The sequence below is a fragment of the Vibrio sp. Vb0304 genome, from assembly GCF_033338995.1.
In the GTDB taxonomy this organism is placed as follows: Bacteria; Pseudomonadota; Gammaproteobacteria; order Enterobacterales; family Vibrionaceae; genus Vibrio; species Vibrio alginolyticus.
Map to the genome: position 1 here is coordinate 328,948 of NZ_JAWOTT010000002.1, position 25,064 is coordinate 354,011.

General features: G+C 44.9%; 23 protein-coding genes. 15 read left to right on the plus strand and 8 right to left on the minus strand.

What is annotated here, in order from left to right; translation table 11 throughout:
- Positions 1–59 precede the first annotated feature (59 nt).
- Positions 60–581 (plus strand): DUF2058 domain-containing protein, encoded by a 522-nt coding sequence (locus R7P35_RS06505; RefSeq protein ID WP_186585493.1) that lies wholly within the window; start codon positions 60–62, stop codon positions 579–581.
- A 92-nt stretch (positions 582–673) separates the two neighbouring features.
- Here R7P35_RS06505 and R7P35_RS06510 read toward each other — a convergent pair whose 3' ends face one another.
- From R7P35_RS06510 to R7P35_RS06520, 3 genes are all read right to left on the minus strand, one after another.
- Positions 674–1,288 carry a LysE family translocator gene (locus tag R7P35_RS06510; RefSeq protein WP_017633575.1) on the minus strand — a complete coding sequence of 205 codons (615 nt, stop codon included), beginning with the start codon at positions 1,286–1,288 and terminating at the stop codon, positions 674–676.
- A 77-nt stretch (positions 1,289–1,365) separates the two neighbouring features.
- Positions 1,366–1,758, minus strand: a complete 393-nt coding sequence (locus R7P35_RS06515; protein WP_054577722.1) for a ribosome recycling factor family protein — start codon at positions 1,756–1,758, stop codon at positions 1,366–1,368.
- Between the two features lie 19 nt (positions 1,759–1,777).
- On the minus strand, positions 1,778–2,647 hold the full coding sequence (locus R7P35_RS06520; RefSeq protein ID WP_005373812.1) for a LysR family transcriptional regulator: 870 nt from the start codon (positions 2,645–2,647) through the stop codon (positions 1,778–1,780).
- Positions 2,648–2,752: 105 nt separating this feature from the next.
- Here R7P35_RS06520 and R7P35_RS06525 point away from each other — a divergent pair, with 105 nt between their 5' ends.
- Together R7P35_RS06525 and ansB are read left to right on the plus strand one after the other, a co-directional pair.
- Positions 2,753–4,009, plus strand: coding sequence for an adenylosuccinate synthase (locus R7P35_RS06525; protein WP_213879751.1), 1,257 nt, complete (start codon positions 2,753–2,755; stop codon positions 4,007–4,009).
- 370 nt (positions 4,010–4,379) lie between these two features.
- Positions 4,380–5,444 carry an L-asparaginase 2 gene (gene ansB, locus R7P35_RS06530; protein ID WP_213879749.1) on the plus strand — a complete coding sequence of 355 codons (1,065 nt, stop codon included), beginning with the start codon at positions 4,380–4,382 and terminating at the stop codon, positions 5,442–5,444.
- Positions 5,445–5,520: 76 nt separating this feature from the next.
- On the opposite strand, the gene R7P35_RS06535 is transcribed toward ansB, so the two are convergent.
- The gene (locus R7P35_RS06535; protein WP_005373820.1) at positions 5,521–6,357 is read right to left on the minus strand and encodes a pyruvate, water dikinase regulatory protein; all 837 of its coding nucleotides are present in this window, start codon (positions 6,355–6,357) and stop codon (positions 5,521–5,523) included.
- A 251-nt stretch (positions 6,358–6,608) separates the two neighbouring features.
- Between R7P35_RS06535 and ppsA the strand changes: the two genes are divergently transcribed.
- The 4 genes from ppsA (at position 6,609) to tyrS (ending at position 12,273) form a co-directional block, all read left to right on the plus strand.
- Positions 6,609–8,981, plus strand: a complete 2,373-nt coding sequence (ppsA, locus tag R7P35_RS06540; RefSeq protein WP_005373822.1) for a phosphoenolpyruvate synthase — start codon at positions 6,609–6,611, stop codon at positions 8,979–8,981.
- A gap of 170 nt (positions 8,982–9,151) precedes the next feature.
- Positions 9,152–9,931 (plus strand): hypothetical protein, encoded by a 780-nt coding sequence (locus R7P35_RS06545; protein WP_005373824.1) that lies wholly within the window; start codon positions 9,152–9,154, stop codon positions 9,929–9,931.
- 193 nt (positions 9,932–10,124) lie between these two features.
- A complete protein-coding gene (locus R7P35_RS06550) occupies positions 10,125–10,931 on the plus strand; it encodes a response regulator transcription factor (protein WP_213879862.1) in 807 nt (268 codons plus the stop codon).
- Between the two features lie 82 nt (positions 10,932–11,013).
- Positions 11,014–12,273 carry a tyrosine--tRNA ligase gene (gene tyrS, locus R7P35_RS06555; protein WP_213879745.1) on the plus strand — a complete coding sequence of 420 codons (1,260 nt, stop codon included), beginning with the start codon at positions 11,014–11,016 and terminating at the stop codon, positions 12,271–12,273.
- Positions 12,274–12,380: 107 nt separating this feature from the next.
- Here tyrS and R7P35_RS06560 read toward each other — a convergent pair whose 3' ends face one another.
- Positions 12,381–13,415: an ABC transporter substrate-binding protein gene (locus R7P35_RS06560; protein WP_047102765.1), complete on the minus strand. Its 1,035-nt coding sequence runs from the start codon at positions 13,413–13,415 to the stop codon at positions 12,381–12,383.
- 137 nt (positions 13,416–13,552) lie between these two features.
- Positions 13,553–13,912: a DUF6559 family protein gene (locus R7P35_RS06565; protein ID WP_017819807.1), complete on the minus strand. Its 360-nt coding sequence runs from the start codon at positions 13,910–13,912 to the stop codon at positions 13,553–13,555.
- Between the two features lie 167 nt (positions 13,913–14,079).
- Here R7P35_RS06565 and R7P35_RS06570 point away from each other — a divergent pair, with 167 nt between their 5' ends.
- The gene (locus R7P35_RS06570) at positions 14,080–14,334 is read left to right on the plus strand and encodes a hypothetical protein (RefSeq protein WP_005387084.1); all 255 of its coding nucleotides are present in this window, start codon (positions 14,080–14,082) and stop codon (positions 14,332–14,334) included.
- A 101-nt stretch (positions 14,335–14,435) separates the two neighbouring features.
- Here the strand turns inward: R7P35_RS06570 and R7P35_RS06575 are convergent, their stop codons facing one another.
- The gene (locus R7P35_RS06575) at positions 14,436–16,844 is read right to left on the minus strand and encodes a beta-mannosidase (protein ID WP_213879744.1); all 2,409 of its coding nucleotides are present in this window, start codon (positions 16,842–16,844) and stop codon (positions 14,436–14,438) included.
- Positions 16,845–17,147: 303 nt separating this feature from the next.
- Between R7P35_RS06575 and R7P35_RS06580 the strand changes: the two genes are divergently transcribed.
- Positions 17,148–18,734, plus strand: a complete 1,587-nt coding sequence (locus R7P35_RS06580; protein WP_005373846.1) for a BCCT family transporter — start codon at positions 17,148–17,150, stop codon at positions 18,732–18,734.
- Between the two features lie 62 nt (positions 18,735–18,796).
- Here R7P35_RS06580 and R7P35_RS06585 read toward each other — a convergent pair whose 3' ends face one another.
- Complete coding sequence (locus R7P35_RS06585) at positions 18,797–19,525, minus strand: UTRA domain-containing protein (RefSeq protein ID WP_085569182.1); 729 nt, start codon at positions 19,523–19,525, stop codon at positions 18,797–18,799.
- 210 nt (positions 19,526–19,735) lie between these two features.
- Here R7P35_RS06585 and R7P35_RS06590 point away from each other — a divergent pair, with 210 nt between their 5' ends.
- From R7P35_RS06590 to R7P35_RS06615, 6 genes are read left to right on the plus strand one after another with little or no spacing between them, the layout of a single operon-like run.
- Positions 19,736–20,803, plus strand: coding sequence for an ABC transporter substrate-binding protein (locus R7P35_RS06590; protein ID WP_005373851.1), 1,068 nt, complete (start codon positions 19,736–19,738; stop codon positions 20,801–20,803).
- Positions 20,804–20,815: 12 nt separating this feature from the next.
- The gene (locus R7P35_RS06595) at positions 20,816–21,640 is read left to right on the plus strand and encodes an alkaline phosphatase family protein (protein ID WP_005373854.1); all 825 of its coding nucleotides are present in this window, start codon (positions 20,816–20,818) and stop codon (positions 21,638–21,640) included.
- Entirely contained in the window at positions 21,637–22,527 is an 891-nt protein-coding gene (locus R7P35_RS06600) for an ABC transporter permease (RefSeq protein ID WP_085569183.1), read from the plus strand. Before R7P35_RS06595 ends, R7P35_RS06600 begins: the two co-directional genes overlap by 4 nt.
- A gap of 2 nt (positions 22,528–22,529) precedes the next feature.
- Complete coding sequence (locus R7P35_RS06605) at positions 22,530–23,318, plus strand: ABC transporter permease (RefSeq protein ID WP_086047537.1); 789 nt, start codon at positions 22,530–22,532, stop codon at positions 23,316–23,318.
- Positions 23,315–24,334 carry an ABC transporter ATP-binding protein gene (locus R7P35_RS06610; protein ID WP_085569185.1) on the plus strand — a complete coding sequence of 340 codons (1,020 nt, stop codon included), beginning with the start codon at positions 23,315–23,317 and terminating at the stop codon, positions 24,332–24,334. Before R7P35_RS06605 ends, R7P35_RS06610 begins: the two co-directional genes overlap by 4 nt.
- A gap of 2 nt (positions 24,335–24,336) precedes the next feature.
- Positions 24,337–24,996, plus strand: coding sequence for an HAD family hydrolase (locus tag R7P35_RS06615; RefSeq protein WP_005373864.1), 660 nt, complete (start codon positions 24,337–24,339; stop codon positions 24,994–24,996).
- Positions 24,997–25,064: the final 68 nt, after the last annotated feature.

Sequence of the window (25,064 nt, forward strand, 5' to 3'; positions counted from 1 at the left end):
TTACTACAAGTGGCAATAGTGGGTAAAATGCCCAAAATTGCGCACTAACTGGATAAAACATGGCAAAACTTACCCTTCAAGAACAAATGCTGAAAGCTGGCTTAGTTAATGAAAAGAAACTAAAGAAAGCGAAGAAAGGCTCTAAAAAATCACGCGTTCAAGCACGCGAAGTAAAAGCGGCGGTTGAAGAGAATAAACGCCAACAGTTAGAGCGTGATAAACAATTGAGCGAGCAGCAAAATGCTGAGCGATTAAACAAAGAGATCAAAGCGCAGATCAATCAATTGATTGAGATGAACAAGATCGACTTAAAAGATGGCGACATCAAATACAACTTCACTCACGGTACGCTAGTGAAATCTCTTTATGTAGATTCACTTATCCGCGAGCAGTTGATTAAAGGTATTTTGGCAATCGCAATTGTTGGTGAAAGCTATGTTGTCATTCCACGTGGAGTAGCGAATAAAATTGCTCAACGTGATGAGTCCGTCATCATCGAACAAAAAGAATCTGAATCGGACATTCCAGCAGAAGACGACCCATACGCAGATTTCGTCGTGCCTGACGATTTGATGTGGTAACAATAAATAATCGATGCATCAACGAAAAGAGCCGCTGATGTAACATCAGCGGCTCTTTTTATAGAAAAATAATCTACAGAGATGATGTGTTGTTATTGCTTACTTAGTAGCAAATTCGCCCCTGATGCGGCTAAAAACAACGAACATCCGCGATTGAAACGTTTCGCCATTTTGGGATTTGAAAACCAGTGTCTCAAGTACAAACCAAAGATGGCATAGATTGAAATGGCGACCATTTCTAATATCAAAAACGTCGAGCCAAGGGCAAAAAACTGCTCTTGAACGTTGGCATTGGCATCAACAAATTGCGGCAAGAATGCAGTAAAAATAAGTATCGCTTTCGGGTTGCCAGCAGCAAGCGTAAATTCTTGCTTCGCAAGTCCTGCGTAATTGCGCGAATTGTCCAAGTCAGAGATCGGACTGGACTCTGAACGCCAAAGGTTGAACGCAATCCACAGTAGATACAGCGCCCCTACTAACTTTATTGCCAAAAATAGCATTTCTGACGTATACAAAATCACAGCCAGACCTGATGCAGACAACGCAATCATCGCTGAAAAAGCAGCAATTCTGCCTAAACTGGCCGTAAACGCGGCCCTAAAGCCGTAACAACGCGCATTATTCATTGCCAATAAATTGTTTGGGCCTGGAGCCATATTTAGAGCGAAGCAAGCAGGAATAAAAAGGAGAAGCTGCCAAATATCCATAATAAAATGGTCTTAGTGAGTGATTTTGATCGGTACCCTAACATCTGTTAATAAAGTGAGTAAACCACAAACCGATCTTAAAGCAACTCAGCATCAAATCGTGCCGTGCGAGCTTGAACTAACGTGCAGTTCGTTTCAGCCATCAGCTCCGCTAAGGTGATGTTTGGGTTTTGTCTCACCAAACGTATCAACTTCACGTCCAAAGGTTCCAATTTGTCTTGGTGAGCAAGTAGAGCTTGTTCGATTTTGTTGATCGCAAATCGCATCGTCTCTGCTTCTTCGTTTTTGAGAAGCTCTAAAAACGCTTTTACATCCAAAGCCTCGCCTGAGATTTGCCAGTGACGAGATCGTCTAATTCGCTTAAGATCGCACTGTTTTTCTGCTGCGAGTGTTTTCGCTCGCTTGGCATGGTCGCCCCCAATACGGTGAATCAAGGATGGGAGCGAAATCGTAATCTTCGTTTCTTTCATGGCCTTTTCTTTCATCGCCTTAGCCCTCAACCACCGACACATTCTCGCCAACCCAAGCCAACAACTGTTTTGCCGCTTTGGATAACACCTGATTTTGACGCACGATGTAGCCGAAATCAGTGTTTGGAAAACTTGGCAAAGGCGTAACTTCTCGGGAAAGCTTTAATCTCGGATCGAGCGAGAAATCCGGCACAATAGCAGTCCCAAACCCCGCTTCCGCCCAGTCGATTTGTGCTTCCACACTGCCCACTTCCATCACGCGATGCTTAGGCAGATTTAGTTCAGGTAAAGACGCATCAATCAGCTCTCGGGTTCGAGTATCGTGCCCTAGCAGGATCAGCGTCTGGCTCTCTTTTCGATTGTCTTGCCACTCAAAAATGTTATCGCCAAACGCACACCAGTGAATCTGCGTGAGAGGCGTAAAATGCAGCGGTTGACTCTCTTTTTGTGCGATAACAAAGCCGATATCGGCACGTGCACTTTTCACCAAATCCACCGCTTGAGAAGATGTGGTGTTGAACAATGCCAAGTCGATCCCCGGATATTCACTTTTGAATTGCTGAAATGGTTTGATAAGCAGTAAACGTGAAACAATATCGCTCGCCGCAATAGAAAGCGTCCCCTGCGTAAGATCGTTGATGGCATTGAGATCTGACTGACAAATTTGCAGCTCATTGAGCATCCGCTGCGCCGTAGCTAACAAACGCTTCCCCGCTTGCGTCAACTGCACAGGATTTCGCTCAATCAATTTCGTGCGCGTGGCTTGCTCCAACTGCTTGATATGCAAACTTACGTTCGGCTGCGTCATGTGCAGTTCCGTCGCTGTTTTACCAAAGTGTTTTACCTCTGCAAGAGTTACGAAGGTTCGCAGCCAGTTCAAATCTAACATTGCCAATTCCTATATGAGATTCTTATCAAGTTAATGAGTATAATTAATTTCTCTTATTATGGCGAACACCTTAAGATTTTTGCATCTGTTTTTGGAGATTAAATTATGTCGTCTATCGTTGTTGTGGGTGCAAACTGGGGTGATGAAGGCAAAGGCCGCATCGTTGACTTTTTGGCAGAGCAAGCTTCTGCGAGCATTCGTTTCCAGGGTGGTAACAACGCGGGTCACACCGTGGTTAACGATCTAGGTACGTTCAAGCTGCACCAGCTTCCAAGTGGCGTATTCAACCCTGACTGTTTGGCAGTGTTAGGTCCGGGTATGGTTATCAGCCCTGCGTTGCTGTCTCAGGAGATTGCGGAAGTTGAAGAAGCGGGCGTAAAAGTGAATATGTGCATCTCTGATCGCGCAACACTGTGTCTACCTCTACACGCACTAGAAGATGCGCTAGAAGAACAACGTTTAGGCGACAAAGCATACGGTTCAACTCGCCAAGGTATTGCACCTGCGTACGGTGATCGCGTAATGAAGAAAGGCATCCTAGTTGGTTGGTTGAAGCAACCAGAAGTATTGGTTGAACGCCTTCAATTCATGATGGATTGGAAACTGCCGCAACTGCGTGCACTTTACCCGACGTTCGAGTTTGAACAAACCGCTGAAGAACTGGCGAACTGGCTGCTAGAAGTCTCTGCACCTTGGCGCGATTCAATTTGCAACATAACGCTTCCTCTAAAAGAACTACAAGCGAAAGACAAAACTCTATTGTTCGAAGCGCAGCTTGGCGCGGGTCGTGACCTTGTTTACGGTGAGTACCCTTGGACAACATCTTCTAACGTTGTATCAATGTACGCGGGTATCGGTAGTGGCCTTCCGGCACTTCGTCCTGAACGCGTTATTGCGGTTGCAAAAGCCTTCAGCTCATCAGTGGGTACTGGTACGTTGATCACTGCAATGGAAGAGCAAGACGCTTTCCGCGAACTTGCTGGCGAGTTCGGTGCAACTACGGGTCGTCCACGCGACATGGGCTACTTCGACGCAGTCGCTACGAAAAATGGCGTTGAACTGCAAGCCGCAACTGAAATTGCACTAACGAAAGTAGACTGTTTGACTGGCCTTAACGATCTGAAAATCTGTGTTGGCTACGAAGGCGACCACAGCGAAAACCCAATCTGGCCTCAAACTGCCTCTCTTGCGCCAATCTACGAAAAGATGGAAAGCTGGAGCGAGGACATCACAGGTTGTCGTAAGTTTGAAGAGCTTCCAGTAGCAGCACAGAAATACGTTCTACGCATTGAGGAACTCATGGGCGTACCAGTAAAAATGGTGTCTGTGGGTCCTGGTCGTGAACAAATGATTATGCGATAAGATGTGAATTAACACATCATTGGCAAGCGGCTTTTATCTGTTCCGGGGTAAAGCCGCTTTTTTTTACACTGTAAACTTTGGAAAATTACACGGCTAAATTCATATTTAGTAACCTCATCACGAGACTCCTACCGCCTTTATTTATAAATCAATAAATTATAGGGCTTAACACGTTGTGCACGTTACTAGCACATCTCACTTGTTAAAGAAGCACGTCAATTAGGTTAACTGGTTGATTTGATATTCTTTAAGTGATTAGTTGATCACGATCTTCATCTGCAATTTGTTGAACTAGTACTCAAAAAATCTAACCCGCTGTTTTTAGGATAGATGAGTTCCCCAACATCCAACCTAACAGCAGGTGATTCCCATGACGAAAAATCTTTTCCGCCTCAGTACGATAACCCTTGGTTTGTGCCTTAGTTCTTTGTCTTTCGCGCAATCCGATCTTCCGAACATTAAAATTCTTGCCACTGGCGGCACCATAGCAGGCGCAGGTCAATCTGCAACCGAGTCAAACTACACAGCAGGTAAAGTCGGCGTTGAATCATTGATTTCTGCGGTGCCGAGTATGACCAACATTGCCGATATTTCTGGAGAGCAAGTGGTCAGTATCGGTTCACAAGATATGAATGATGAAGTGTGGCTAAAATTATCGAAAAGAGTTAATGAGCTACTCGCTCAAGATGATGTTGACGGCATCGTCATTACTCATGGTACGGATACGTTAGAGGAAACCGCTTACTTCCTTGATCTGACCGTCAAGAGCACAAAGCCTGTCGTGATCGTTGGTGCAATGCGTCCTTCCACCGCAATGAGTGCTGATGGACCAGTCAACTTATACAATGCAGTCGTAACAGCCACCGATGAAGATTCAGAAGGACGTGGCGTGCTAGTCGCAATGAATGACACGATTTTCGATGCGCGAGATGTGACAAAAACCAATACAACCTCCGTCAGCACTTTCCAGTCACCCAACTTTGGTGCTATCGGCTACATTCATAATAGCGATGCCAAATATCAACGAAGCCCAGAGCGTAAACATACGACAGAAACCCCATTCGATGTATCAAAGCTTACTAAGTTGCCTAAGGTCGGTATTGTTTATAACTATGCAAATGCCTCCAATTTGCCAGTGAAAGCCTTTGTGGATGCGAAGTTTGACGGCATCGTAAGTGCTGGTGTCGGTAATGGTAACTTGTACCACACTGTGTTTGATGAGCTAGAGAAAGCGAGTAAAGATGGCGTTGTTGTTGTAAGAAGCTCCCGAACGCCTAGCGGCTCAACCACTTTGGATGCTGAAATTGATGACAACAAATACGGCTTTGTTGCCGCTGGTACATTGAACCCACAAAAAGCACGTATCTTACTGATGCTGTCACTAACTCAGACCAAAAACTATCAAGACATCCAAAAGATGTTCCAATACTATTAATTCTGTCTAAGGTTCATTTGATAGAGGAGGTACACACCTTACCTCCTCTTACACATAGCGACATGAGCGTCTCTTGTTAGCCAAACAAGCGACGCTTCATTCCTGCTTTTTCCAGAATACGCGTAGTAATTTCCTCAACAGACAGAGAGGACGTATTGATATATGGGATCGCCTCTCTTCTAAACAACGCCTCAACAGTGTCTAGCTCCAGCTTGCACTGCTCTGTGCTAGCGTAATCACTTCCAGACAAACGATTCTCACGGATTTCAGTCAAGCGCTCGGGATCGATCGTCAGCCCAAACAACTTATGACGATGGATCTCAAACTCAGGTAACAAACGCATCATCTTCACATCTTCCGCAATAAACGGATAGTTCACAACACGTAAACCAAATTGCATCGCCATATACAAGCTAGTCGGCGTTTTTCCACTGCGCGACACGCCAAGTAAGATGATATCAGCTTGCTCCAACCCTTTTAGCGTAATGCCATCATCATGCGCCAATGTATATTCAATGGCCGCAATACGGTCGAAATAGGTATCGGAATCTTTCCCCACGCTGCGAGAACGCTGCAACTTAGGCTTTGGTGCCATCTGAATGTCGTCTTGCACTTTCTGCACAATGCTTTCCAAAACATCGTAACTGTATGCCGGCGCTTCAAGCAGCATTTCACGTACTTCTGGAACGACAATTGAGAAAAAGACCAGAGGTTTGACGCCATTGCGCTGGTAGGAAGTTTCAATTTCTTTGACTACGTCAGTAGCTTTGTCCTGGCTTTCTACAAACGGAAAGGTTTTTTCGTTAGGAATGAACGGAAATTGACCGAGAACAACATGCCCTAATGTCTCACATGTTATCGCCGTACCGTCAGAAACATAGAACACATCACGACTTTGGTTATTTATTTGCATTTCTGTTTAATTTTTCAAAATCTTTTGAGTAGGATGGTACACATAATATTAATAAATCAGTTTGGCTTTCAGTTAGGTTCACCACAGCTTTAAAAATTCTTTTGAATTTTTTTCAGCCAGAACGTAATCGTTTGCCTTTGATATCAATCTAAATGAAGCAATGTATGGTCAACGTGTAATAACAGCCAACATGCGATTGTTTAGATCGATTTAAGTCCCCCTACTAAGCTGCAATGTTTCTGGAGAAAGACATGCAAAAGAACACCCTCTGGTTCAATGGCCTATCCATGGATGATGTCGACAAAGTCGGCGGTAAGAATGCTTCACTTGGCGAAATGGTTTCTAACCTAGCAAACGCAGGCGTTTCTGTACCAAATGGTTTTGCGACAACCTCATACGCGTTTAACCAATTCCTTGACCACGAAGGTTTGGATGAGCGTATTCACCAATTACTCGATGAACTAGACGTTGAAGATGTAGAAGCTCTGCGTAAGACAGGTGCAAACATTCGTCAATGGGTATTAGAGGCCCCTTTCCCTGCGGACCTTGAACAAGAAATTCGTGAAAATTACCAAGAACTGATCGAAGGCAATCCTGAGCTTTCAGTCGCAGTTCGTTCATCTGCTACGGCAGAAGACCTACCTGATGCTTCTTTTGCTGGTCAGCAAGAAACGTTTTTGAACGTGAAAGGCATCGACGCAGTACTAGAAGCAACTAAGCACGTTTACGCTTCTCTATTTAACGACCGTGCGATTTCTTACCGCGTTCACCAAGGGTTCGACCACCGTGGCATCTCGCTATCTGCGGGTATCCAACGTATGGTGCGTTCAGATAAAGCCTCGTCGGGTGTTATGTTTACACTAGACACTGAATCGGGTTTCGACCAAGTTGTCTTCATCACCTCTTCATGGGGTCTAGGCGAGATGGTCGTTCAAGGTGCAGTAAACCCTGACGAGTTCTACGTTCACAAGCCAATGCTTGAAGCAGGCGAACACCCAATCGTTAAGAAAACATTTGGTTCTAAGTTGATCAAAATGATCTACTCAGATAACCAAGAAATCGGCAAACAAGTTGATATCGTTGATACTTCTGATGAAGAGCGCAACACGTTCTCATTGAACGACGACGAGATCAAAGAGCTCGCAAAACAAGCAATGATCATCGAAAAGCACTATCAGCGTCCAATGGACATTGAATGGGCAAAAGATGGCATTGATGGCAAGCTGTACATTGTTCAAGCGCGTCCTGAAACCGTATGTTCACAAACGGAACAAAACGTGATTGAGCGCTACGAGCTACAAAACAAAGCGGATGTTTTGGTTGAAGGTCGTGCAATCGGTCAGCGCATCGGTAAAGGCGTGGTTCGCTTGGTTGACTCTCTGGACCAAATGTCTTTAGTCCAAGAAGGTGACGTGCTAGTTACAGACATGACTGACCCAGATTGGGAACCAGTGATGAAAAAAGCATCTGCAATCGTAACCAACCGTGGTGGCCGTACTTGTCACGCTGCCATCATCGCTCGTGAGCTTGGTATTCCTGCAATCGTTGGCTGTGGCGATGCGACAAGCAAGTTAACCGATGGTGCAACCGTGACAGTATCTTGTTCTGAAGGTGAAACGGGCTACGTTTACCAAGGTGAACTTGAATTTGATGTAAAACGCTCTTCTGTTGATGAACTGCCACTGCTACCAACAAAAGTGATGATGAACGTGGGTAACCCTGATCGCGCGTTTGACTTCGCACAAATTCCAAATGAAGGTGTTGGTCTTGCTCGTCTTGAATTCATCATCAATAAGATGATTGGTATCCACCCGAAAGCATTACTTAACTTTGATGCACAAAGCGATGAGCTAAAAGCAGAAATCACTCAGCGTATTCGTGGTTACAAAGATCCTATCGATTTCTACGTAAGCAAGCTGACAGAAGGTATCGCAACCATTGCTGCGGCATTTTGGCCGAAACGTGTTATTGTTCGTATGTCTGACTTTAAGTCTAACGAATACAGCAACTTGGTTGGCGGTAAAGCCTACGAACCGCATGAAGAAAACCCAATGCTTGGCTTCCGTGGCGCGTCTCGTTACATTTCTCCAGTGTTTGAAGACTGCTTCGAGCTAGAAACTCAAGCAATCAAACGCGTTCGTAACGAAATGGGTCTGAAAAACGTTGAAATCATGATCCCATTTGTGCGTACACCAAGCGAAGCAGCATCAGTGATTGATTTGCTAGCGAAGTTTGATCTGCGCCGTGGCGATCAGGGTCTTAAAGTCATCATGATGTGCGAACTGCCATCCAACGCGGTCCTTGCCGATGAGTTCTTGAAGTACTTTGATGGCTTCTCGATTGGCTCAAACGACATGACTCAGCTAACGCTTGGACTTGATCGTGACTCTGGCGATGTTGCACATCTATTTGATGAGCGCAACCCAGCGGTTAAGGTGATGCTTCAGATGGCGATTGATGCGGCAACAAAAGCAGGCAAATACGTTGGTATTTGTGGTCAAGGCCCATCAGACCACGACGACCTAGCGGAATGGCTAATGGATCAAGGTATTAGCTCTGTATCACTAAACCCAGATACGGTTATCGATACTTGGTTAAAACTCGGTAAAGTTAGCAGCAAGTAACACACGATAAACTCTAGCCCTCACACTCCACTTGTGAGGGCTTTGTTATTCACACGTCATTTCACAATCAGTTCGTGATTCCTCTCTCAAGTTCGTCATTTAGTCAATTTCATTATCAAAGTCTGATGACCTAAAATGAATGGTATATCGATAACTCCAGAGAGAATTTGATGAAAAAGCCTATCGCACTCCTTACTACATTGATGCTCCTGGCATCCCCTGCTTATGCCGATTGGGATGAAATTTCCAATAAAATGTCTGAGCTTGGCGACGCAGTTTCTGATACTGCACAAGATGCTTGGGACGACACCAAAGCGTTTTCAAAACAAGCGTGGCAAGATTTCACGAACTGGTCCGAGGAAGCGATCAATACCGCAGGCGAATGGACAGAAGCCAGCATCGAGAAAAGCAAAGAATGGATAGATGCTGCCGACAAAAAAATTGATGAGCTGATGGAAGGCGATACGCCAGAAGAAGCTCGCCAAGCCGTGGACTTAATGGCAGATAGCGCTTTGCTCAAGTTATTTAATGAAAAGCCGGAGGCAAAAGCTATTTACGACAACGCGTACGGCTACGCGGTCTTTGATTCTCGTAAATTATCTTTGCTGTTTCACACCAACTCAGGGTCAGGAGTCGCAGTGAATAAGGAAACAGAAGAACGCACTTATATGAATATGTTTGGTTTGGGCGTTGCACTTGGGGCTGGCGGCAAATTTTACCAACAAGTGGTTCTGTTTGAGAGCAAAGAAGACTTTGATACGTTCGTCAACGAAGGATGGGAGGCCACAAGTGAAGCCTCTGCTGTTGCGGGCGAAGATTCAGAGCAACTTTCAAAACAATTTAACAGCGGCGTCGCCGTCTATCAGTTGAACGCTAAAGGTTTGCTCATCGATGCTAACGTGTCTGGTTCTAAATATTGGGTTAACGAAGAGCTCACTAACTCGCAGTAATGCATAGCAACTAATCGCTTAAATAAAACCGTTGTTATGCACCCTTATCAATAAGTTAACGGGGATATGATTCCTCAAAACTGAGCACTTACGCAACTTTCTCTATGGAAGTCACCAGAAGATGGCGACTTCCCTTTCTCGTTGGATTGCTTTTGGTTATGCTTGCGCAAAACCACCTGCAATTCGGTATCCCATGCCTGACAATAACTTTAATAATCTGCTAGCAGAAGCAATTTCTGCTCTTAACACGCCTAACTTTACTCCTAAACTTATGCGTGTCATTCGCACTCTTTTTCATTTTGATTGCGCAGTTATTTTAGGTTACCGAGAAGGTAAACATCCTATTTATCTCTACGACTCAATTGAGAACGAGCGAGAGTTACTTTTTCAACGCTACCTTACTGACTCATTTCAAAATGACCCTTTTTTTCTCAAACTAAACGAGACAAAGCAACAAGGCGTATTTACGCTCAAAGACGTGGCGCGTAAAGGCGTTGACTTCACCTCATACTGCGAGCAGTTCTATCATCAAACAGGGTGGAAAGACGAACTTAGCATGCTAGTCGAAGTTGAATCTGGCCGTTGGGTCATGCTGTACTTCGGATATATGACTGATGTAAAATACTTTTCTCAGCAACAAATCAATAAGCTAAAGCCCTATTTCCCGATAATTCAGTCGCTTTGTCAGCAGCATTGGAAACAAACGGAATTTACCTTTTCTGAGCCTGTTTTTGCACAGAGTGCTTATTCTGGCAGTATGCGATTAGCCATTGAGCAAGCTTTAGCAACGTTTGGCGTAGAATCACTCACCCGTCGCGAACAAGAGGTGGCTTCGCTTCTCGCTCAAGGGTTTGACACCAAAGAAATTGCCGCGCGGTTACACTTAGTTCAAGGCACGGTCAAAAATCATCGAAAGCGAATTTACTCGCAATTAAATGTGTCTTCATTGAGTGAGTTATTCCAGCTTTTCCTCAATCACCTCATTCTCCATTCAAGATAAAAAACTGTCCCTTAAGGGATATATCGAGAAAAGGTGTCGCGTTTTAGTCTGAATGTAACAACCACTAAAACAGACAAAAAGAATGACGACACCATTACTGCAAGATTTACAAGATCGCGGCTTGATTGCACAAGCCAGCGATTTGGAAGAAATTCAGACACTTCTCTCACAGCCACAAACCGTTTACTGCGGCTTCGATCCTACAGCTGGCAGCTTACATATCGGCCACCTCGTGCCTTTGATTATGCTTAAGCGCTTTCAAGATGCCGGACACCAAGCTGTTGCCTTGATTGGCGGTGCAACGGGCATGATTGGCGACCCAAGCTTTAAAGCGACTGAGCGCAGTCTGAACTCAGAGGAAATCGTCTCAGGCTGGGTTAACGATCTTTCTAATCAAATTCAGCAGTTGATGAATCACCAACTGGCCAAGCCGATGATCATGGTGAACAACGCTGACTGGATGAAAGCGATCAATGTGATCGACTTCTTCCGCGATGTGGGTAAGCACTTCTCAATCAATACTATGGTCAACCGAGAATCGGTAAAACAACGCCTGCAACGACCTGACCAAGGTATCTCCTTCACCGAATTTAGCTACGCCCTACTGCAATCGTACGATTTTGCCGAGCTAAACCGTCGATACGGTTGCCGTTTGCAAATCGGTGGCAATGACCAATGGGGAAACATCGTCAGCGGGATCGATTTAACTCGCCGTCAAAATGGTGAGCAAGTATTTGGCTTAACTCTGCCGCTGATCACCAAATCCGATGGCACCAAATTTGGCAAAACCGAAGGCGGTGCAGTATGGCTAGATCCTAGCAAAACCTCTCCTTACGCGTTCTACCAGTTCTGGCTTGGCGCAGAAGACGCCGACGTTTACCACTTCTTGCGTTACTACACATTCTTGAGCTGCGAAGAAATTGCCAGCATTGAAGCGCAAGACCAAGCAAGCCAAGGTAAGCCACAAGCACAACGTATTCTCGCTGAAGAAATGACGCGATTTGTTCATGGCGAAGAAGGCCTAGCCAGTGCCGAGCGTATCACTCAAGCTTTATTCAGCGGTAATGTGCAACAACTGAGTTTGGGTGAATTAAAACAGTTGGAGTTGGATGGTTTACCAAGCATTGAGAGCACACAACAAGATTTGGTTGAGCTGTTGATTGAGTCGGGCTTAGCAAGTTCGAAGCGTGTTGCACGCGAACACATCAGCAACAACGCCATCAGTGTAAACGGTGAAAAAGTGGCGGCTGATAACCCGAGTTTAAGCTTCCCACTGTTTGATCAATATTGGTTACTGCAACGCGGTAAAAAGCACTTCTGCCTCGTAAAGCGTTCCGCGTAGCAACACTCGCAGTACAAAACCTATAAAAAAATTCCCCTCACCACTTTCGTGATGAGGGGAATCCAAATTTGAACGATTTTAAGCCTAACAATAGGCAAAGACGTTGCTTATTGCGTTCTTAAACGTTGCCAGTACTTTTCGTAAATCGCTAACGTTTCTGCGCCAACATCATTAATAAACTCGCCTTTTTTCATGTCTTCTGATGAAGGGAAAATAGTACGGTTATTTTTCAACTCTTCTGGCAATTTGTCACGCCCAGCGTTTGTTGCCGACGCATAACCCAAACTGGTCACGATTTCCGCTTGGTTCTCTGATTGGTACATAAAGTTAATAAATTTATGCGCCAATGCTTTGTTTTTACTGCCAGACGGAATAGTGAAGTTGTCCATCCATAATACCGCGCCCTCTTCCGGCATCACGAACTTCAGCTCAGGCATTTCAACCTGTCCTTGGAATGCGTTGCCGTTCCATTGCATGCCGACCGATGTTTCACCGGACACGTAAGGGACTTGCGGCGCATCTGAGTTATACAGTAATACGTTGTTTTTCAGCGCAACTAGAGAATCAAAAGCCTGCTCGATTTCTGCTTCGTCTTTTGTGTTCACGCTATGGCCATTTTTCTTAAGCGCCATACCGAACACGTCGCGGACGTCATCAATCAACATAACTTGTTGTTCGTATTGAGACTCCCATAAGTCAGCCCATTTTGTCACTGGTTGCTCAACCATGGATTCGTTGTAGCTGATCCCTGTAATGCCCCAAATATAAGGCAGCGAGTAATCATTTTTCGGATCGTGCGCTTGGCCAAGTAAGCCGTCCATTGTGTCTTGCATGTTTGGCACTTGAGCGTGATCTATTTTCGAAAGCAGTCCTTCTCGACCCATTTTTTCAATGAAGTACGCAGAAGCAAAAACCACATCGTAACCAGAACCTTTTAGCAATTTCAGCTTAGTGTACATTGATTCATTATTCTCAAATGTCGAATAATTAATCGTAACGCCTTCTTGTTTTTCAAACGCTTTTAACGATGCTTCCGGCAAATAGCCACCCCATGCATAAACGTTCAACGTTTTGCTATCTGCATGAGCAAACATGCTGAGCACAAGAGCACTCAGCCCCAATCCTTTGATGATTAATTTCATGGTATGCAATCCAACCAGTCCAGCGACGCGCTGGGATTCGGGTGCATAATTAGGTAATTGTTACCCAATTGAAAGAAAATTTAATTAATCTTTAACAGCAAAAATATTTATCGAATTTATAAAATTAACGCATGTTTTTAATAGCGACTGTGCATACCAAAATGATGAGACATTCCATCTTCCATTCGGCCGCCTTTCCAGCCACCAGAGCCGAGTAAATTAAGCACATCTTGAGCGGTATAGTCGGCACCAGAAAAGAAATCATGCGCCACGTCTGAGCGTATTGCTTGCAACTCTGGTTGATTTTCCAAATCAAGATCTTGCGGATCCGCATATAATGCCAACGCAATTTTTTGTTGGCACGCGCTTAACTCACTGGTGCTCGTCTTTACCTGACCAACCGAAAAATACTCACGACTGCCGTATCCCACCACCAATCTGGTACTCATTAGTTTAATCACTTTCTTAATGCGACGACGTTGTATAAATCTCAACATGTTTTGTTATTCCTGTATTAAGTTGGCTATGGTCGTATTCTTTTGTTCGAATTAAAACACTCTGTTTTATCCGCGAAATTTCTCTAGCGCTTTTCGCGATGATCGGTTGTATAATACGATCCTGAAATATTTTGTTACGTTACCTCGGTAACCCCTGAGACTGCAACATGAACAACAGCAGATGGGTCGGCTTTATAGGCGGCACGATTGTCTTACTTAGTACCTTTATCCTCTTCGGATCTTCCGTCCACGCTGCTTGGTACCGAATCCCTGCGGAAGCCATTCATGGTATCGCCTTCACTTTGGCTTTTGGTTTAGGGTTAAACAGCCTGCTGGCGTACGCGACGGCAGTGATTACTCTTGCTGCACTATTCTACATTGGCTTTGTCGTTAGCTATCGGGTCCATCAGAAACTTAAATAAACTTCTGTCTCAACCTGAGCTTAATAACGGATACTTGGTAACTAAAAAGGGAGCAAACGCTCCGTTTTTAGTTATCAGCATGTAGATGTTCTATGCCCGCTTTAATCATTAAGGTGGCATACCCTCAACGACTGCTGCATACCTGAAACATCATCACCTAAATACTCAACCGTCATTGGAACCTTGGCCAACAGAGTAAAACTAGAGTCACTGAACCTTCCATCAGCATCACTCTCCAAATGAACAAAAAACGCAGGCTTATCCGCAATCAATGTAATTTTCCTCCCTTCAATAGAGACACCTATATTGGCTTTCGCTATCGGCAAGGTTTTTAGCTCGTGAGTACTAAACCATGTGTTGCTTATTCTGTCTTCACCGATTTGCGCTTCAACATAGAAGAAGCCTGACGTAAGTTCGTCCTTCTCGATCGATTCATCCAATTGCCACAAAATCGTATTGCTGTCTGCTATGACTGTTTGTTCTAAGCTCCAACATCGCTTTTCTTCCCCTTGCCAATCTACCCACTTAAGCAGTGCGTTGACGCTTGCGGACTCTTTGGCATCATTGAGCAAATGTAGGCTCAACTTGCCTGTATGCTCGGAAAATACCAAATACTGTGGCGCAAAAAATCGCTTCGCATGGTAGTGCAACTGCTTCCATCGACCACTGTATTCCAAACTAGACCAAGAGCTGACAGGCCAGTTATCGTTGAGTTGCCAGTACAGCATGCCGCGACAAACTGGAGAAATGGCACGCCAATGATCGCATGCAGTTTTGATCGCGATTGCCTGCTGAACTTGACTTAAATACAACATGCTCTCGAATCCAGAGGGAAAACGAAAATAGCGCTTGAACATCTCTGTGATAATACTATTACCTCGAGGGTTCTTCTGATGTTGTTCGAAAGTTGGGGATGTAATATTCCAGTCTTGCTCAGGGACAAACCGCTTAACTTCAGCAAAAGATGGCCAAGATTGAAAACCAAACTCAGAGCAAAAACGAGGATTCACGTCAAGGTAGGCACTGAATGATTTTCCTGAATGCCAAACGTCCCAAAAGTGCATATCGCCTTTACTATCATCATGCCACGCATCACCGAAATCCAGTTCACCATTACATGGGGAACTTGGCCAGAAACGGCGAGTGCTATCTTGCTCGGTAATCTCCTTCTCAATCATGCGGTTGAGGCGATCGTAGTTAACCGTGTATTTGACTTTGCTGCGCTTAGATTCGTCATACCAACCAATAGCTCCAATCACTTCATTGTCACCACACCAAAGTGCGATTGATGGGTGCTTCTTAAGCCTCGGGATTTGGAATCTAAGTTCTTCTTCTACGTCTTTTAAAAACTCGTCGTTTGATGGGTACAACGAGCAGGCGAACATCATGTCTTGCCACACCAACAAGCCAAGTTCATCACAAAGGTTATAAAAGGTTTCACTCTCGTACTGACCACCGCCCCATACGCGAATCATGTTCATGTTGGCGTCAACCGCACTTTGCAAAAGGTTGCGATAACGTGTTTCGTACTCTCGCCCCGGCATTGCGTCAATAGGGATCCAGTTGGCACCTTTAGCATTAATCGGTACGCCATTGACGATAAATTCCATTGCAGAGCCGTGCTCATCAGCTTGGTTATTTAGGGTTAACTGACGCAAACCAATGTTGTGCGTTAACTTTTGCTCTCTGCAAGAAATGGTAATGGGATAGAGATACGCTTCGCCATAACCCGATGGCCACCAGCGTTGAGGCTCCAAAATGTGGAACTGGCAATGATAGTGACCACTTCCTTTTGTTTGAATACATTGACGCTCACCATTAAATTCAACCATCATTTCATGGCGTTGACTGTCCGTTTCCACTTCAACTACTACATCAAGAAACACACTCCCATCGGCTTGCCATTGCTGCTCTGTCGAGAAGCCTTTGAGCCAAAGCTCATTCACAATGTCGATTTGAATGGGGTCGTAAATACCCGATACCATCAAGCAAATGCCCCAGTCCCATCCGGAATGGCATTGTGTTTTGCGGATCAAGTTCATGTGTGGAATTTGGTTGTTGCCCATTGCCGATGGAATAGGAAATGGCAGTTTTTTTGCTCTTGCGATACCTTCTAAATCCGCCCGAGCAAACTCAACCCGAATCGTGTTAGTACCTTGCTTTAAATGCGGTTTAATATCCACACGTTGCTGGGTAAACATGTTGCTGCAAGTTAGTGCTAGCTCACCATTAACATAGAAGGTTGCCAATGTATCGACACGAGTTAGCGTCATCCAAATTTGCTTGGCAGACAACGTAAACGCGTCGACGTCAAACTCACGTGAGATATGCCACTCACACTCTTCAATCCATCGAACTTTGTTTTCATTATCGGCAAAATAAGGATCTGGAATCTGCTCTGCTTGTAAAAGCGCCGACACATTATCGCTCGGAATAAACATTGGAATTTCAAGATTGGGGCGCTGTGGCGAGGTAAGCATCCACTGCCCGTTAAGTTCGAAGTGAGCCATCGAGTTAAACCTTAGCTTGGGAAAAACATGTTTTCTCAATGTAATCCTGATAAACCCATGCGAAAACAAGGGAAATGTTAATTACATACGAAATGCGGTGCATTTCACGTAAAAACTCTTTCTTTTGATCTCTACCCAAAAATCAGCAACTTGGCTAACCTGTTAAAAATTAATCGAAATCTAAGGTTATATTTGCAACTTCGACATGTTAACATCATCGGCTTTTTGAACATCCTCACACTTTTCGTTGAAACGATGTGAGGGGAAATGCACGGCTTCATAGCCCTAAAAAGCGAAGTAATTATGTCAAATATGACGAATGCCGCCTCCCACACAGCGCCTATTCAGGATGCTGACTATTCTGCTATTCATCCCCCATCTTTACTCAAGCGCCTCGAACTCACCAATCCTGTCTTTTGGTTAAGTGGTAGCTTCCTCACTCTATTCGTTTTACTTGCTCTAACGAATACCGACTCTCTAACCGCAATGGTTAACACCGGCTTCGGCTTTGCTACTAAATATTTCGGAGCTTACTGGCAAGTACTGCTTCTTCTGAATTTCCTAATTGGTTTGGCTCTTGCGTTTGGTCGCACTGGTTATGTGCGCCTAGGTGGTCTAGCGAAACCTGATATTGATAACTTTAAGTGGTTGTCAATCGTACTCTGTACTCTACTTGCAGGTGGTGGTGTGTTCTGGGCCGCAGCTGAGCCTATCGCGCACTTTGTGACTGCTCCGCCTCTATACGGGGAAGCCTCACCGAAAACTGCCGCAATCAATGCCCTATCTCAGTCTTTTATGCACTGGGGCTTCTTAGCTTGGGCGATCCTTGGTGGTCTATCTTCCATTGTCTTAATGCACTTGCATTACGATAAAGGCCTGCCTCTTAAGCCGCGTACTCTGCTTTACCCTGTGTTTGGTGATAAAGCCATTAAAGGCTGGATTGGTGATGTTGCTGACGCATGTAGCATCATTGCAGTAGCAGCAGGAACCATCGGTCCTATCGGCTTCTTAGGTTTACAAATTAGCTACGCGCTAAACTCATTGTTTGGCCTGCCAGATACGTTCGTAACGCAAAGTATGGTTATTATGGCGGCGATCCTGATGTATACCCTTTCCGCACTGAGCGGTTTGAGCAAGGGTATTCAAATCGTCAGTCGTTACAACATCATTTTGTCTGTACTATTAATTGGTTACATCCTGTTCTTCGGGCCGACAAGCTTTATCGTTGATGGCTACGTGCAAGGCGTTGGTCGTATGGTGGATAACTTCTTCCCTATGGCACTTTACCGTGGTGATACAGGCTGGCTAAGTTGGTGGACAGTATTCTTCTGGGGTTGGTTTATCGGTTATGGCCCAATGATGGCGATCTTTATTGCTCGTATCTCTCGTGGTCGTACAATTCGCCAATTAATCATGTCTATTAGCATCGCGGCACCGCTGATTACTTGCTTCTGGTTTAGTATCGTTGGTGGCAGTGGCCTTGCGTTTGAACTTGATAACCCTGGTTTGATTTCATCTGCGTTTGAAGGCTTTAACTTGCCTGCAGCACTGCTAGCGATTACTGGTGAATTACCTTACCCAATGATCATTTCGGTTCTGTTCCTGATCTTAACGACAACATTTATCGTGACGACGGGTGACTCGATGACTTACACAATCAGTGTAGTGATGACGGGCTCAACAGAACCAAACGCAGTGATTCGCTCGTTCTGGGGGCTGATTATGGGTATTGTCGCTATTGCGCTTATCTCAATGGGCTCTGGTGGTATTTCTGCATTGCAGTCTTTCATTGTAATTACTGCCGTACCTGTGTCTTTCATTTTGCTGCCAAGCATTTGGAAAGCACCCGGCATTGCAAGCAGAATGGCGAAAGAGCAAGGCCTCGTTTAAACCGCCTCTCTAACCAATATGCGAAAAAGAGCCCTTCATTGGGCTCTTTTTAATTCTGCGCTTTATCCTACGCTATCAATGCGAATCATCACTGCGTCTGGACGCCAATACTCGAATTCGCAGTCCATTAATTTGCCATCTTGTTTGTAGTTTACCCGCCGAATTTTCAGAACGGGTTGTCCTTCAGCTAGGTTCAACGCCTTAGCGACATGAGCAGGAGCTGACGTTGGAATCACATCAAAACGAGAGCGCTTTGTCTCGTAACCATACTTCTCACGATAAATGCCCGTCAGGGACATAGTGAGGTTCTCAGACAATATACCCTCAAACAGTGCCGCTTTGAGCACGTTCTCAACAAACAATACCGCTCGCCCATCAATAAAACGTAACCGTTCAATCACATAAATTGGGGTAATTCGCTCAACCTCTAACGATTTGGCATACTCACCTGCGGCCATTTCACTTCGCACGTTGAGTAGCTTAGTTTCTGCAATACGATGCTGCTCTCGAATCATCTGATGGAAGTGAGAACGAGACAACGGGTTGTAACAGATACGCTCAGGAGATACATACCAACCCCGGCGCTCTTCTCGATAAATAAGACCTTCAGTTTCTAAAGACACCAACGCATCTTTGATAGTGATTCGAGTCGTAGAAAACAGCTCACTGAGCTCTCTCTCTGACGGCAGTTTTTGTCCTTCCGACATGATGCCGGAAAGAATCTGCTGTTTTAAGCTGCTTCTAATTTTTCCTAATTGGGTACCAAATTGTCCGGTGCCTGTCGCTCTCATTCTGATCTAGTCCAACGATAATTTGACGAATAACATAAGGCGTTTACGTAACAAAAATATGACATTAATCAACAGAACACATACTGAACGTATGAAATATAAGTGCCATATAAAATCAGCAAAACTGTCAAATTACTTGCGCTAAATCGTCACATTCCATCCATAGCATACAAAGCGAACTTACTGACCTAGTCCAGAAGGATGGAGACAATGAAAACTTTGCTAAGTCGTTCAATTACCGCACCAGCGGCAATCATTGCGGTAACGCTCGCTACGCCAACAGTAGCGAAAGAAGCCGATATTGAATCTTTGGTAGCAGCAGCACAAAAAGAAGGGGCGGTTTACAGTGTGGGTATGCCTGACAGTTGGGCAAACTGGAAAGACACTTGGGCTGATTTAAAGTCAAATTACAACCTTAAGCACCAAGACACGGATATGAGCTCGGCTCAAGAAATCGCAAAATTCGAAGCTGAGAAGAAAAACGCGACCGCAGACATTGGTGACGTAGGCTTTGCCTTTGCACGTGTAGCGGTAAAAAAAGGCGTCACTCAGCCATATAAACCAACAACTTGGAATGACATCCCAGATTGGGCAAAAGACGAAGATGGTCATTGGGCACTTGCCTACACTGGCACTATTTCTTTTATCTCCAACAATAACCTCGTAAAAGACGCGCCAAAAACGTGGGATGACCTATTAAAAGGCGACTACAAAGTGACCGTAGGTGACGTAGGCGTAGCAGCACAGGCAAACAACGCGGTTCTCGCCGCAGCGTTCGCCAACGGTGGGGACGAATCCAACCTCAAGCCTGCGCTCAAATTCTTTTCTGAACTCGCGAAGCAAGGTCGTCTTTCATTTACCGATCCGAACATCGCCAACCTAGAAAAAGGCGAAGTTGAAGTGGCGATCATGTGGGACTTCAATGCATTGAACTACCGCGACAAAATTGACCGCGACCGCTTTACAGTGAGCATTCCTCAAGATGGCTCTGTGATTTCTGGTTATACAACCATAATCAATAAATACGCGAAGAACCCTAATGCAGCAAAGCTTGCTCGTGAATACATCTTCAGCGATCAAGGGCAAATCAACTTAGCAGAAGGTTATGCGCGTCCAATCCGCACCAACATCACACTGCCTCAAGCAGTGCAAGACAAGCTAATTGCTAATGACCAATACAGCAATGTTCACCCAGTGACTGACTTCTCAGCTTGGGAAAAGTCCGCACGTAAGCTGCCACGTCAATGGCAAGAAAGTGTCTTAATCCACCAGCAATAAGAGTAAGTCGTTATGAGCAATAAGGTCATCCTTGTTGTTCTAGATGGACTGAACTATCAGGTAGCCCGTGATTGCATGGGCTACCTCAATGGTCTTCTAGAACAAAGTCGTTCCCAACAAGAAACTCGCGCAACGCTTTATCCTGTGCAGTGTGAGCTGCCCTCTATGTCTCGCCCACTTTATGAGTGCATTTTAACGGGCGTTCGCCCTGTAGAAAGCGGCATCGTAAACAACAATATCGTTCGTCTATCCAAACACGATTCCATTTTCAGTTTGGCAAAAGCCCAAGGAAAAGTGACCGCTGCGGCTGCCTACCACTGGGTAAGTGAGCTTTATAATCGCGCGCCATTTGAACCTGTTCGCGATCGTTTCACGCATGATGAAACCCTGAATATCCAGCACGGCTGCTTTTACCATTGGGATCATTATCCTGATGAAGCCTTGTTCCTGGACGCAGAGTATTTACGCCGCAACTATCAACCTGATTTCTTACTGATCCATCCGATGAATATCGACGATACAGGACATAAGTTTGGCCTAGACTCTCGCCAATACCGCAATTGTGCGCGAGGTGCAGACATTATTCTTTCCAACTACATCGATCAATGGCTTGCTGATGGGTATCAAATCATTGTGACTAGCGATCATGGCATGAACAACGATCTTTCTCACGGTGGGATTTTACCTGAAGAGCGAGAAGTTCCCCTGTTTGTGATTGGTGATAAGTTTACCCATCAAGATTGTCATATTAAGCAAACTGATATTTGTGGCACCGTTTGTCAATTGCTAAACCTTGACCACACGAAGCCATACACTCAGGAATTGTTAGCACTATGAGCAGTTCAGTCCTCTCCCCAAGCTCCAGCGAATCACGCTCAAATTTGGCAAGTACTTGGTTAAAGCGCTTTAAGCCAGCCATTTGGTTGGTGCCTTTCGCACTGTTTTTCTATCTATTTCAACTCGCACCGATGATTTGGGTACTGTTAAACAGCTTTATCTACGATGGCGAGTTTGCCTTCGATAACTACATTGAAGTGCTCGACTCCACCTTTATGATGCAGGCGTTTGGCAACAGCTTGTGGATAGCTGTGTGGTCGAGCATTTTTGGCTTAGCCATTGCGACTCTGTTGGTCTCTTCTCTACGCAGAGTCGATTCTAAAGTCCGCGACGGTGTGATTGCGTTTACGAACATGAGCAGCAACTTTGCAGGCGTACCTCTGTCATTCGCTTTTATTATTATTTTGGGCACCAATGGGGCGATTACCCTTTTGCTCAAGCAGTATGGCTTACTCGGTGATTTCGACCTTTATGGTAAATGGGGCCTGCTGGCCATTTACATCTACTTCCAAATCCCGCTGGCGGTGTTGTTGCTCTACCCTGCGTTCGACGCGTTGAGTGATGATTGGCAAGCAGCTGCTGCGCTACTGGGAGCCAAAACATCACAGTATTGGGCGAAAATCGCTCTGCCAGTGCTCTCACCAGCCTTATTCGGTACCTTTATTATCTTAATAGCCAACGCAATTGGCGCTTATGCGAGTGTTTATGCGCTGACCTCCGGTAACTATAACGTCATCACAATTCGAATTGCGAGTCTGGTATCGGGAGACCTGTTCCTTGAACCTAATCTCGCCGCTGCAATTTCGGTGATTCTAATGGCGTTACTTGCCTTTATCACAGTGATTAACCAATGGCTCATTTCGAAAAGCTATGCAGGTAGGAAGTAGTCATGAACAACGTTAATACTCGATTCCATAAAACGGTGGTTTATTCCATTGTTGGGATCATGCTCATCCCGATTTTAGCGACCTTTGTCTATTCGCTTTCATCACGCTGGGGCGCCACGGTGCTTCCAGATGGTTTCACTTTTGATTGGTACGTTAAATTGCTGACCGACCCACGCTTTTTGCAAGCATTTGGGCGTTCGCTGTTTATTTGTATTGCTTCGCTAACCCTCAGTGTGATTCTAGTTCTGCCAGCGATATTCGTGGTGTTTTACTACTTTCCGAAGCTCGATAAGCTCATGAACGTATTGGTTTTGCTACCATTCGCTGTACCACCAGTGGTGTCCTCCGTCGGCTTGCTTCAACTTTATGCTGACAGTGAAATCTCCCTTATCGGTACTCCTTGGATTCTAGTAGGTACTTACTTCACCATCGCGTTACCGTTCATGTATCGTGCGATTTCTAATAGCTTCGAAGCAATTAACCTTAACGATTTAATGGACGCTGCACACTTGCTAGGAGCAAGCACAACCAAAGCGTTTTTGATGGTCATTTTACCTAACCTCAAAAAAGGACTGATGGCATCGCTTTTCCTTTCATTTTCATTTCTATTGGGAGAGTTTGTGTTCGCCAATATTTTAGTCGGCACACGTTATGAAACCCTGCAAATCTACTTGTATAACATGCGTCAGACGAGCGGCCACTTTACGTCTGCCTTAGTGATGACCTACTTCCTATTTATTTTTTTACTGACTTGGTTGGCAAGTCGTTTCAGCCGAGGAGTCAAACAATGAGCTACGTAACAGCGAAAAATCTGACTAAATGTTTTGGTGATAACACCGTATTTGAGGACATTCACTTTAACATCGAGCAAGGTGAATTCATTACGCTTTTGGGCCCTAGCGGTTGTGGTAAATCGACACTACTTCGCAGCCTTGCTGGGCTTAACCCTGTCGATGGAGGCGAGATTTGGGTAAACGGAGAAGATATCACGCATCAAGTCCCGCAAGAGCGTGGTATTGGGATGGTCTTTCAATCGTATGCGCTGTTTCCCAATATGACCGTCGAAGGCAACATTGCATTTGGCTTAAAAATGAAAAAGCTTGCGAATGATGATATTCGACGTGAAGTGGCTAAAGTCATCAAGCTGGTGGATCTGGCAGGTAAAGAAAAACACTATCCGCATCAACTTTCTGGCGGTCAGCGCCAGCGTGTCGCACTCGCTCGAGCGTTGGTGGTGAAACCTCGCATATTATTGCTTGATGAGCCACTTTCTGCGCTTGATGCCAAAATACGCAAACACCTTCGTCAGCAAATCCGAGACATTCAGAAAGAGATGAATCTCACCACTATCTTCGTAACTCATGACCAAGAAGAGGCGATGATTATGTCTGATCGTATCTTCCTAATGAGTAAAGGGGAAATTGTTCAAGCAGGAACACCTGAAGAAATTTATACTCATCCTGCTAACGAGTTTGTGGCCGGTTTCATGGGGCACTACAACCTTGTAGAGGCCAATAAAGCCAAGCAACTCTTCAACATTGATACCGAATGGAAAGTAGCGATTCGCCCAGAGTCTATATATGTAAAAGAGCAAGGTCGTCAATATGATAGCCACATCTCAGCGCCACAAGTAGGTACGATCACCAACCACCAGCTTCTAGGTAATGTTATTCGCTATCAAGTGAACGTTGAAGAGTGTGAGCTCACTGTTGACTTGCTTAACCGCTCTTCAGAACGCTTACTAGCGAATGGCAGCCAACTAGAGCTACTCTTTAACCTAAACGAAATTCAACCAGTGAGAGCCTAAACATGTCCAAACCTTTGTATGTTTTTGATATGGATGAAACCCTAATAAACGCTGACTGCGCAATGATTTGGAACGAGTTTATGGTTGATAGAGGCATCGCGACTGATCCTTTATTTATTATGGAAGATCAGCGTCTAATGGCCTTGTACTCTGAAGGCAAAATGGACATGGAAGATTACCTAGCGTTCTCCATGAAGCCACTAGAAAACATGCCGATTGAAGAAGTAAACGCCTTGGTTGAAGAATGTGTTGAAAGCCATATTCTGGCTAAACAGTTTCCTCAAGCCAAAACCCTGATTGAGCAACTGTCTCGTGATGGTATAGATATGGTTATCATCTCTGCCAGCGTCACTTTTTTGGTGGAAGCCGTTGGTCGCCGTCTTAATATTCCAACCGCACTCGGAATTGATTTAATCGAGAAAAACAACCGTTATACTGCTGAAATCGACGGTATTCCGAGTTATCGTGAAGGCAAAGTCACGCGATTAAAACAGTGGCTAGAAAATCAGCCTGAGCCTTATTCCGAAATCCATTTCTATACCGATTCAATCAACGATTTACCGCTTTGTGAATACGCGAACTACGCTTATCTGGTAAATCCATGCCCACAACTAAAAGAACACGCCAACAGACCGAATTGGAGTGTGTTAAGTTGGGGGTGATCTAGCCTCAAAAGGCCGTTCTTCCTAAGTAAATACTTTTCTATTTGTTCAAAGAGCAGTTCTTTCTG

What these genes read in the sequence shown, in the direction of transcription:
- R7P35_RS06505 (WP_186585493.1), top strand. Translation starts at nt 60, where the DNA reads ATGGCAAAACTTACCCTTCAAGAACAAATGCTGAAAGCTGGCTTAGTT.
- R7P35_RS06510 (WP_017633575.1), bottom strand. Translation starts at nt 1,288, where the DNA reads ATGGATATTTGGCAGCTTCTCCTTTTTATTCCTGCTTGCTTCGCTCTA.
- R7P35_RS06515 (WP_054577722.1), bottom strand. Translation starts at nt 1,758, where the DNA reads ATGAAAGAAACGAAGATTACGATTTCGCTCCCATCCTTGATTCACCGT.
- R7P35_RS06520 (WP_005373812.1), bottom strand. Translation starts at nt 2,647, where the DNA reads ATGTTAGATTTGAACTGGCTGCGAACCTTCGTAACTCTTGCAGAGGTA.
- R7P35_RS06525 (WP_213879751.1), top strand. Translation starts at nt 2,753, where the DNA reads ATGTCGTCTATCGTTGTTGTGGGTGCAAACTGGGGTGATGAAGGCAAA.
- ansB (WP_213879749.1), top strand. Translation starts at nt 4,380, where the DNA reads ATGACGAAAAATCTTTTCCGCCTCAGTACGATAACCCTTGGTTTGTGC.
- R7P35_RS06535 (WP_005373820.1), bottom strand. Translation starts at nt 6,357, where the DNA reads ATGCAAATAAATAACCAAAGTCGTGATGTGTTCTATGTTTCTGACGGT.
- ppsA (WP_005373822.1), top strand. Translation starts at nt 6,609, where the DNA reads ATGCAAAAGAACACCCTCTGGTTCAATGGCCTATCCATGGATGATGTC.
- R7P35_RS06545 (WP_005373824.1), top strand. Translation starts at nt 9,152, where the DNA reads ATGAAAAAGCCTATCGCACTCCTTACTACATTGATGCTCCTGGCATCC.
- R7P35_RS06550 (WP_213879862.1), top strand. Translation starts at nt 10,125, where the DNA reads ATGCCTGACAATAACTTTAATAATCTGCTAGCAGAAGCAATTTCTGCT.
- tyrS (WP_213879745.1), top strand. Translation starts at nt 11,014, where the DNA reads ATGACGACACCATTACTGCAAGATTTACAAGATCGCGGCTTGATTGCA.
- R7P35_RS06560 (WP_047102765.1), bottom strand. Translation starts at nt 13,415, where the DNA reads ATGAAATTAATCATCAAAGGATTGGGGCTGAGTGCTCTTGTGCTCAGC.
- R7P35_RS06565 (WP_017819807.1), bottom strand. Translation starts at nt 13,912, where the DNA reads ATGTTGAGATTTATACAACGTCGTCGCATTAAGAAAGTGATTAAACTA.
- R7P35_RS06570 (WP_005387084.1), top strand. Translation starts at nt 14,080, where the DNA reads ATGAACAACAGCAGATGGGTCGGCTTTATAGGCGGCACGATTGTCTTA.
- R7P35_RS06575 (WP_213879744.1), bottom strand. Translation starts at nt 16,844, where the DNA reads ATGGCTCACTTCGAACTTAACGGGCAGTGGATGCTTACCTCGCCACAG.
- R7P35_RS06580 (WP_005373846.1), top strand. Translation starts at nt 17,148, where the DNA reads ATGTCAAATATGACGAATGCCGCCTCCCACACAGCGCCTATTCAGGAT.
- R7P35_RS06585 (WP_085569182.1), bottom strand. Translation starts at nt 19,525, where the DNA reads ATGAGAGCGACAGGCACCGGACAATTTGGTACCCAATTAGGAAAAATT.
- R7P35_RS06590 (WP_005373851.1), top strand. Translation starts at nt 19,736, where the DNA reads ATGAAAACTTTGCTAAGTCGTTCAATTACCGCACCAGCGGCAATCATT.
- R7P35_RS06595 (WP_005373854.1), top strand. Translation starts at nt 20,816, where the DNA reads ATGAGCAATAAGGTCATCCTTGTTGTTCTAGATGGACTGAACTATCAG.
- R7P35_RS06600 (WP_085569183.1), top strand. Translation starts at nt 21,637, where the DNA reads ATGAGCAGTTCAGTCCTCTCCCCAAGCTCCAGCGAATCACGCTCAAAT.
- R7P35_RS06605 (WP_086047537.1), top strand. Translation starts at nt 22,530, where the DNA reads ATGAACAACGTTAATACTCGATTCCATAAAACGGTGGTTTATTCCATT.
- R7P35_RS06610 (WP_085569185.1), top strand. Translation starts at nt 23,315, where the DNA reads ATGAGCTACGTAACAGCGAAAAATCTGACTAAATGTTTTGGTGATAAC.
- R7P35_RS06615 (WP_005373864.1), top strand. Translation starts at nt 24,337, where the DNA reads ATGTCCAAACCTTTGTATGTTTTTGATATGGATGAAACCCTAATAAAC.